7 protein-coding genes are annotated in these 7484 nt (G+C 70.2%); 2 read left to right on the forward strand and 5 right to left on the reverse strand.

Annotated features, from left to right (window positions below):
• Positions 1-23: 23 nt before the first annotated feature.
• Genes ABZS42_RS09660 through ABZS42_RS09670 form a run of 3 tightly spaced genes read right to left on the reverse strand, consistent with a single transcriptional unit; the run spans position 24 to position 3164 of the window.
• The gene (locus ABZS42_RS09660) at positions 24-1202 is read right to left on the reverse strand and encodes a ferritin-like domain-containing protein (RefSeq protein WP_355143505.1); all 1179 of its coding nucleotides are present in this window, start codon (positions 1200-1202) and stop codon (positions 24-26) included.
• Entirely contained in the window at positions 1180-2037 is an 858-nt protein-coding gene (locus ABZS42_RS09665) for a PhnD/SsuA/transferrin family substrate-binding protein (RefSeq protein ID WP_355143506.1), read from the reverse strand. The genes ABZS42_RS09660 and ABZS42_RS09665 overlap by 23 nt, the downstream gene beginning before the upstream one ends.
• A complete protein-coding gene (locus tag ABZS42_RS09670; protein WP_355143507.1) occupies positions 2034-3164 on the reverse strand; it encodes an acyl-CoA dehydrogenase family protein in 1131 nt (376 codons plus the stop codon). Before ABZS42_RS09670 ends, ABZS42_RS09665 begins: the two co-directional genes overlap by 4 nt.
• 173 nt (positions 3165-3337) lie before the next feature.
• Between ABZS42_RS09670 and ABZS42_RS09675 the strand changes: the two genes are divergently transcribed.
• Positions 3338-3526 (forward strand): hypothetical protein, encoded by a 189-nt coding sequence (locus ABZS42_RS09675; protein ID WP_355143508.1) that lies wholly within the window; start codon positions 3338-3340, stop codon positions 3524-3526.
• A 43-nt stretch (positions 3527-3569) separates the two neighbouring features.
• Here the strand turns inward: ABZS42_RS09675 and ABZS42_RS09680 are convergent, their stop codons facing one another.
• The gene (locus tag ABZS42_RS09680; RefSeq protein WP_355143509.1) at positions 3570-4277 is read right to left on the reverse strand and encodes an ElyC/SanA/YdcF family protein; all 708 of its coding nucleotides are present in this window, start codon (positions 4275-4277) and stop codon (positions 3570-3572) included.
• Between the two features lie 1470 nt (positions 4278-5747).
• Between ABZS42_RS09680 and ABZS42_RS09685 the strand changes: the two genes are divergently transcribed.
• Complete coding sequence (locus ABZS42_RS09685) at positions 5748-6647, forward strand: aminoglycoside phosphotransferase family protein (protein ID WP_355143510.1); 900 nt, start codon at positions 5748-5750, stop codon at positions 6645-6647.
• 33 nt (positions 6648-6680) lie between these two features.
• Here ABZS42_RS09685 and ABZS42_RS09690 read toward each other — a convergent pair whose 3' ends face one another.
• Entirely contained in the window at positions 6681-7184 is a 504-nt protein-coding gene (locus ABZS42_RS09690) for an N-acetyltransferase family protein (protein WP_355143511.1), read from the reverse strand.
• Between the last annotated feature and the right edge of the window lie 300 nt (positions 7185-7484).

A 7484-nucleotide genomic window follows, 5' to 3' on the forward strand; every position in this document is an offset into this window, starting at 1 on the left:
CCCTGTGCGGGCGTTGGCGACTCTCACATGAAGTTGCGGGTGTGCAACGCGGAGATCGCGGCGGCCTCGTCGGCCGGGAAGCCGATGTATTCGAGCCGCCTGCGGCGGCCCTCGTCCATCGCCTGTTGCAGACGGAGCACCTCCTGCCAGCCGTGGCGGATCGCCGTCGGTGTCCAGGACCCGGCGGCGAGGATCACCAGCGCGTCGAAGACCTGCTTGTTCAGCCCCGCGGTGTCGGCCAGCGCCGCGCGACGCCGTTCGACGGCCGTACGCAGCCGGTGCAGGAAGGCGCGATCCGTGCGGACGACGTGCGCGGTGTGGGCGACCCCGAAGGCGACGTGACGAGCCTCGTCGCGGGCGGCGAGCCGGGTGACGTCCGCGGTGACCCGGTCCGGTGCGTGCCGGTGCAGGAAGTGCAGCAGATCCAGGAAGCTGCCTTCGCCCAGAACGGAGAGCAGGAACGAGGCGAGGGTGAAGTCGGGCTCCTCCAGCAGGGTCTGCAGGGACGCCCGGCCACCGGCTCCGGAGAGCCCGAGCGTGTCCCGGTGGAGCAGGGCACGGCGGGTGAAGATTTCCACGTGCCGGGCCTCGTCCGCGGCCTGCGCGGCGAGCAGTTGCATGACCTCGCGGAAATGCGGATGCAGCCGGGACAGCAGCCGGGCCGGGATCATCAACGCCGCCTGCTCGTTCTCCACCAGGTAGGTCATCACCTGGACGACCGCGTCTTCGACGCTGTCCGGCAACGACACGGCCGCCGCCCAGTCCACCGCGGTCGCCGGATCCCACTGGTTGGCCGTGGCCTGGGCGTACAGGCGTGGAGCGAGGTCGGCCCAGACCAGGTCGCGGTCGACCCAGTCGACCGCCAGGGCAGGGCCGCCGGGCTCCACCAGCGCGCCCCGGGCGGCCAGCCCCCACCGGCGGCTGGCGTGTGCGACGACGTCGTCGGCCGTCCGGCCGGCCCGTTGCGCGCCTTGCCAGCGGTCCAGGTCGGCCCGGCCCCGGATGACGGTCGGCGTGTCGGCCGCCGGATCGAGCCGGTGCCCCTCGGCGCGGCACCAGGCGGCCAGGTGCACCGTGAGTGCCGGATGACGACCGCGCACCACCAGCCGGTCACCGGGCGTCAGACCGGCCAACGCCCGGTCGATCAGCAGGTGACCGCCGGCGTCCAGGCTGAGATCCTCAAGGTCGATAGCCGGCAGCACCGAGTGCTCCCTGTGGATCGTAGAAGTTGGTCTCGGTGACCGCCCGGTCCAGCGCGGCGTAGCGGTCGGTCCGGCCCGGCAGCCACTTCTTCAGTCCTTCCAGGTCCAGCAACGGCCGGGCCGTGTCGTCCGCGTGGGACATGCTGAGCAGCAGCTTGCCGAAGTGGTCGACGAGCGCCGGGTCTGCGGCCGGCCCGGCGGTCAGATTGCAGTGGTCGTACGGCTCGGTCTTGGCGAGGACGCGCACCGAACCCGCAGGTAGCGTGCCTTCCCGCCCGAACAGCAGCAGGCTCGCGTCGATCAGACAGGCGGCGTCGGCACGTCCGACCCGCAGCGCCTGCGCCGCGTCGCGCTCCCCACCGACGTGATCGCCGTGCAGACCGACGCCGACGTCGAACCGGAGCAGATCGATGTCGACGTCCGGGTCGAGGCCGGCGGCGCGCAGCAGCGCCAGTGGCAGCAGCGTCGCCTGGGGTGAGTCGATCGCACCGACGGCCACGGTCCGGCCCCGCAGATCCGTCAGCGTGCGGTGCTGCGAATCGGCCCGAACCACGATGACAGAGGTGAGGTCACGATCGGTGTCACGCATCGCGACCGCGCGTACGGTCGTGCCCTGCGCGTGGGCCAGCCGCTGGGCGCGCAGCCAGGCCAGCGGAGAGTTCCAGGCCACATCGATCCGGCCGGCCAACAGGTCCTCCACCTGCCGTTCGTACTGCGAGTACAGGACGAAGTCGAGGTCCAGTCCGCGGTCCCGGAACCAGGAGCGGAAGCCGGCCCAGATGGTCACGACCTTCGGGTCGTAGGCGACGGCGCCGAGCAGCAGGGTGTCGCTCATGCCTCGGGTCCGTCCAGCAGCGGTAGACCGCTCAGCGCCCGCCCGACGAAGTCCAGCAACGCCGACGTGGTGGGGGCCATCACCCGGGCGGCCCGGGAGTCCCGGAACCGACGTTCGATACCCAGTTCCTTGCGGAACGCGGCCCCGCCGCACGCCGTCATCGCCAGGTCGGCGACCTCGGCGGCACTGCCGTCGGCCGCCGCCTTCACCTCCAGGACGAGCAGTTGGGCGTCGGTGCGTCCCTGCTCGATCGCGGTCAGCGTGCCGTCGAGGAGCGCCGCCGTGCGATCGGTCTCGATCCGCATCCGGGCCAGCATCGCCCGGGACTCCGGCCGCTGCGCCAGCGACCGGTCCAGGTGCTGGAGCCGGGTGCGGGTCAGGTGGTCCGCCGTCTCCCGGGTCACGGCCTGCATCAGTCCGACGCTCGCGGCGGCGTTGAGCAGGAGGAAACAGGGCAACACGGCGCTGAGCGCGAGGTCCAGGCCGGCGCCGTCGGCGCCGAGCCGGGCACTGTGCGGCACCACCAGGCCGGCGGCGGTGACCGGGCGGGAGTCGTTGCCGCGCAGGCCGAGGCCGTCGAACTCCGGGCCGATGGACAGCTCCGCCTCGCCGGTCGTGACCAGCCACAGCGTCATCGGTCCTGGGGCGACGAGGGGACGGCTCGACCAGACGTAGCTGTCCGCCTGGCCGGCTGAGGTGACCCAGCTCTTGCGGGCGTCCAGGCGTACCTGGTCACCCTCGTCGGTGGCCGTACTCACCGGTGCCCAGAAGTGGCTGCGTGAACCGGCCTCGGAGAAGGCCAGCGTGCTCAGGTGACGTCCGGCGGCGATCTCACGCAACACGTCGCCGGATTCCGTGGCAGTCAACGCGGCCACCGCGCTGTAGTGCATCATCACGACCATCGCGGTGGACCCGCAGGCCGTCGAGAGTTGCCGGATCACGTCGGTGGCGGCGCGGAGGTCCTGCCCGCCGCCGCCGTACTCGGCCGGCACCGTGAGTGCGAGCAGGCCCGCGTCGGCCAGCGCGTCAACGGCCTTGCGCGGAAAGGTGGCGGACCGGTCGACGTCCCCGGCCTGGGGTACGACGATCTCCTCGATGATCCGGCTCAACGACTCCTGATGTCCCATGTTTCCTCCGCAGATGCAGGCTGAACCGACCTCTGGCGGTGCCAACGGTGCTGGATCCGTGTGGGATGGGGGACTAACCTCCACCGGCCCGGTGGACGTATGGCGTAAGACGGCCCGAACTTGAGAGGCGGCAGGCAGTGCTTCAGGCCGGGCGGCACGTCGGTGTTGCTGGATTGAGCAACAGCGTAGTTACCGAACGCGACGACTGGAAGGGTGCGGATCCAATCCCCGGCGACCTCGTGACCGCCCATCCGCGCTGCGCCCACGTCTACTACGCGTACGAGCACTCCCAGGCCGTCGAGTTGGCCGACGAGCCGTACGACCCGGCCGACACCTACCCGTACGAGCTCGGCACCGGCTGACCGGCCGCGCTCCGAGCCCGGCCGTCGGCCGTCCCGCAGGGTCTCATTCGTCCCGGAGCGCGTCGTCGACGCCGATCTCCCGTGGGCCGAGGCGGACCGGGTCCCGGCCGGAGAGCAGGTCCAGCGCCGCCTTCACGCAGGCGCCGTACTCGCGGGCGGAGCTGACCCGCCACCGCCTGGCGTTCCGCTTGGCCGTCTCGTCGCCCACGCCGTTGGCGTCGATACCGAGGCGGCGGCAGAGCGCCACGGCCCGGGGCAGGTGGAAGGACTGGGTCACCACCGTCGCGCGCTGCACCCCGAAGATCCGCTTCGCTCGCGCACACGAGTCGTACGTGTCGAAGCCGGCCCGGTCCAGCACCACCTTCCGCGCCGGCACGCCCCGGTCGACGAGCCACCGCCGCATCGCGCCGGGCTCGTTGTAGTCGGCGTTCATGTTGTCGCCGGACACCAGGATCGCCTGTACCCTGCCGGCCTCGAAGAGCCGCTGGGCGATCTCCAGCCGGGCGGTGAGGAACGGTGACGGCCTGCCGTGTGCGTCCACCTTGGTGCCCAGGACCAGGGCGACCGGCGCGTCCGGCACGACGGCCTCGTCGTAGATGTGGCCCTCCGCGCCGCCGCGGATCCACACCACACTCGCCACCGTCCCGCCGCCCACCAGCACCGCGGCGACGACCGCCGCGAGGAGCGCACGGCGGACGAGCCGCCGATTCTTCCCGCACCACCGGCCGGCCGCGACGATTCGTCCCCGCATGCCGCGGAATTATTCCGTTCCGCAACGGCCCGCGGACAATGACGTAGGAGCAGCGCCGCGACGGAGATAGGGACGATCACGTGATCCTCCGATAAGCGCCGGGTGGCCTGGGAGCCCTCCGCGCCCACCGTGCCGGCCGCCGGACGGACCGAGGTGTCCCGGTGACGGTGGTGTGTCGCGCCGGAGGAGAAAGGCGAGGAGCAGCCGGCCGCACTGCATGCGCAGGGAACCGCACCCGCGCGGTGGCGCGGGGGACCGAGCTCACCGAGTTCGGATCGTCGCTCGTCGTACCCGGATGGCCGGTGGCCGCGGACGGTCGGCTAGGCTCGACCGTCAATGAGACCAATGTGGATGATCTAGTCCAATGGCGACGGCAGTGGCCCGAATCGGTGGTGGCGTCGACATAAGTGGCGGCCGTCGGCGACGTCGACGGTTGCGGCCAGCGTGGGGTGGGCCGAACCGAGCGAAGTCGGGAGCGTATTCCGATTTGCGGCCCTATGGAAACTCGGGGTTGCTGCCGAAGGGCCGGGATGCTACTGCGGCCTTACGCTCCAGCTAAATGTCGGCTACCACTCTTGAGATCAAAAAGTTCCGCTACGGGATTGATGTGCGTCGTCTCGGACAGTAATGTCTCTGGCGGGGATCATGACTTCCACCGAATCCGACATTGTCGGTTGTCGGTCTGTGCTGCTCGGCGGACCCTGGTGGCAGCCTGAAAAGGCAGGACGGAGAGGGGGGCGGCGACGGTGCCGCGAGCCGTGCGCGTGTAATTCGAGTAAACAACGATCAAACCGCAAAGGAAAATCGTGAGCCCCCGTATCAACATAGTCCTTGGTCTGATCTGCTCAGCAATCGCAATCTCGATCCTGGCAGTTCATGTGCCGCACTATGCAATGGTAGCGTCAATCTCCGTCATCCTCATTCTGGCGGTCTGGCTCTCTCTCGTCATCAGGGCAATGAGGGGGCGGTCCCGTGCATCTGGGTAGCAGGCAGTGCACTCATTGAGCTCGTGGCCGTAGGTGTGGGGTCAAGGCCTTCTTCTTCTTCTTCTTCTGAACTGCCACGGAAGCTGTGTGGGTCAGGCGTGTTCCTCATAGCCGTAGCGGCTGGCGAGAAAGGCCGTGCAGCCCCCACAGGCTGATCGCGAGCCAGCCGGGTTGGAATGGCCGCGAATTTGGTGAAACGGTCGTTATGTGGGTTGCTTCTGGCCGGGTCGATGTCATGAGTGACATGACAACTCCGGCGCCTGCATCGGCGATTCCCTCATTTAATGCGAGCTGAAGTGCAGATCCCGGGTGGGCGCTGCTATTGAGGTCAGCTCATGACTCCCAAAACGGCCCGAGCCAGGCCTGCCGAAGACCAGGGAGTGGTCACAAACCGCTGGGTGCCCGTATAGTTCCGCCGCTTGAGCGGGTGCTCGATCGGATAATCGCTGGCATCCTCGGGCGAGGCGGGAAAGTATCTCGTTTTATGCTGCACGAGAACGAGATCCGGGTCGACGAGGACGTCGCCCGGTCCCTGCTGAAGGACCAGCGGCCGGAGTGGGCCGACCTGCCCGTCGTGTTCGCCGGGTCGGGCACGGACAACACCATGTACCGGCTGGGCGACGAGCTGCTCGTACGGCTGCCGCGTACCGCCGGCAACGCGAAGGCGTTGCGTAAGGAACGGACGTGGCTTCCTCGGCTGGCGCCGCACCTGCCCTGCCGCATCCCGGAGCCCGTCCACGCCGGGGAGCCGACGTCCAGGTTTCCCGCCGCCTGGTCCGTCTACCGCTGGATCGACGGCGGGATCGCCAGCCCGACGACCGTCACCGACTGGGCGATGTTCGGCCGGGACCTGGCGACGGCCGTGCATAGCCTGCACTCCGTCGACCTCATGGGCGCGGCCCGCGAGGGCGAACTCAGCTGGTACCGCGGCGGCACCCTGGAACCCTGCGACGAGTCGGTCAGCCGGAGTTTCGCGGAGTGCCGGGACATCGGCGGCCTCGACGTCGCTACGCTGCGACAGCTGTGGCGGAGCGCGCTCGCCCTGCCCGAGCCGACCGGCCGGCACGTCTGGCTGCACGGGGATCTGCGGCCCGCCAACCTCCTGGCCCACGGGGGCAGGCTCCACGCGATCATCGACTTCGGTGGTCTCTCGGTCGGCCACCCCGACGCCGAACACGCCCCGGTGTGGGACCTTCCCGCCGAGGCGCGGCAGGCGTACTGGGACAGCGTGGGCCTCGACGACGTGACGTGGTTGCGTGCCCGGGCCTGGGCCATCTGCGTCGGGATCAGCGGAGTCCCGTACTACTGGGACACGTACCCGTCGTTCGCACGCGAGTGCCTGTCCCGGCTGACGGTGATCCTCGACGACGCCCGGCGTCGCTGACCGGCTACCGGGTGGCGGCCGCCCCGGCCCCGATCACCCGACGACCGCGCTGCGGCGCTCGATGAGCGTCACGTCGCGCCAGGCGCCGTGGTGGCGGCCGATGCGACGGCGGGTGCCGACGGTACGGAAGCCACAGGCCGCGTGCAGGGCGAGGCTGGCGGTGTTCTCCGGAAAGACCCCGGACTGGATGGTCCAGATTCCGGCCTGCTCAGTGGACGCGATCAGCGCCTCCAGCAGCGTGCGCCCGACCCCTCGACCTCGCGCGTCCGGGTGTACGTACACGGAGTGCTCGACGACCCCGGCGTAGACGCACCGGTCGGACACGGAAGAGCAGGCGACCCAGCCCAGGACCCGGCCGGCCGGATCGACGGCGACCCAGCGGTGCCCGGGTAGCCGGGTGGCGGTGAAACGGTCCCATGTGGGCGGCTCGGTCTCGAAGGTGGCGTTGCCGGTGGCGATGCCGAGCCGGTAGATGTCGAGCACGGCGTCGGCATGCCGGTCGTCCAAGGTGGCGATCGCGATCCTGCTGGCGCTCATCGAGCCTCCTCCCACGAAGCGAGGGTACGTCGCGCAGCGGCGTACCCGACAGCAGCGGACCAGACCTGCGGCGCCGGATCGTGGCGGTCGGGCCCGCGGGGTGGGTGTCGCCGCGGGCGGTGCCGACCTGTGCGGCGCAGCCCAGCAGGTGGCGCTGGGGTGCCTGCCTCCCGGTGGCGGCCGTGGTCCGTCGGGGCCGGGGGGGGGGGGGGGGGCCCCCCCCCCCGGCGGGGGTAAAATGGTTTTAGCGCCCTGCAAGTTTTACAAAGCCCCGGGGAAGGAACCGGGCACGCGGGGCGG

Origin of the sequence: Micromonospora sp. NPDC005367 (assembly GCF_040606825.1) — a bacterium.
In the GTDB taxonomy this organism is placed as follows: domain Bacteria; phylum Actinomycetota; class Actinomycetes; order Mycobacteriales; family Micromonosporaceae; genus Micromonospora.

Bases quoted from the DNA above. Each gene is read 5' to 3' on its own strand.
- ABZS42_RS09665 (WP_355143506.1), bottom strand. From the start codon at position 2,037: ATGAGCGACACCCTGCTGCTCGGCGCCGTCGCCTACGACCCGAAGGTC.
- ABZS42_RS09670 (WP_355143507.1), bottom strand. From the start codon at position 3,164: ATGGGACATCAGGAGTCGTTGAGCCGGATCATCGAGGAGATCGTCGTA.
- ABZS42_RS09680 (WP_355143509.1), bottom strand. From the start codon at position 4,277: ATGCGGGGACGAATCGTCGCGGCCGGCCGGTGGTGCGGGAAGAATCGG.
- ABZS42_RS09685 (WP_355143510.1), top strand. From the start codon at position 5,748: ATGCTGCACGAGAACGAGATCCGGGTCGACGAGGACGTCGCCCGGTCC.
- ABZS42_RS09690 (WP_355143511.1), bottom strand. From the start codon at position 7,184: ATGAGCGCCAGCAGGATCGCGATCGCCACCTTGGACGACCGGCATGCC.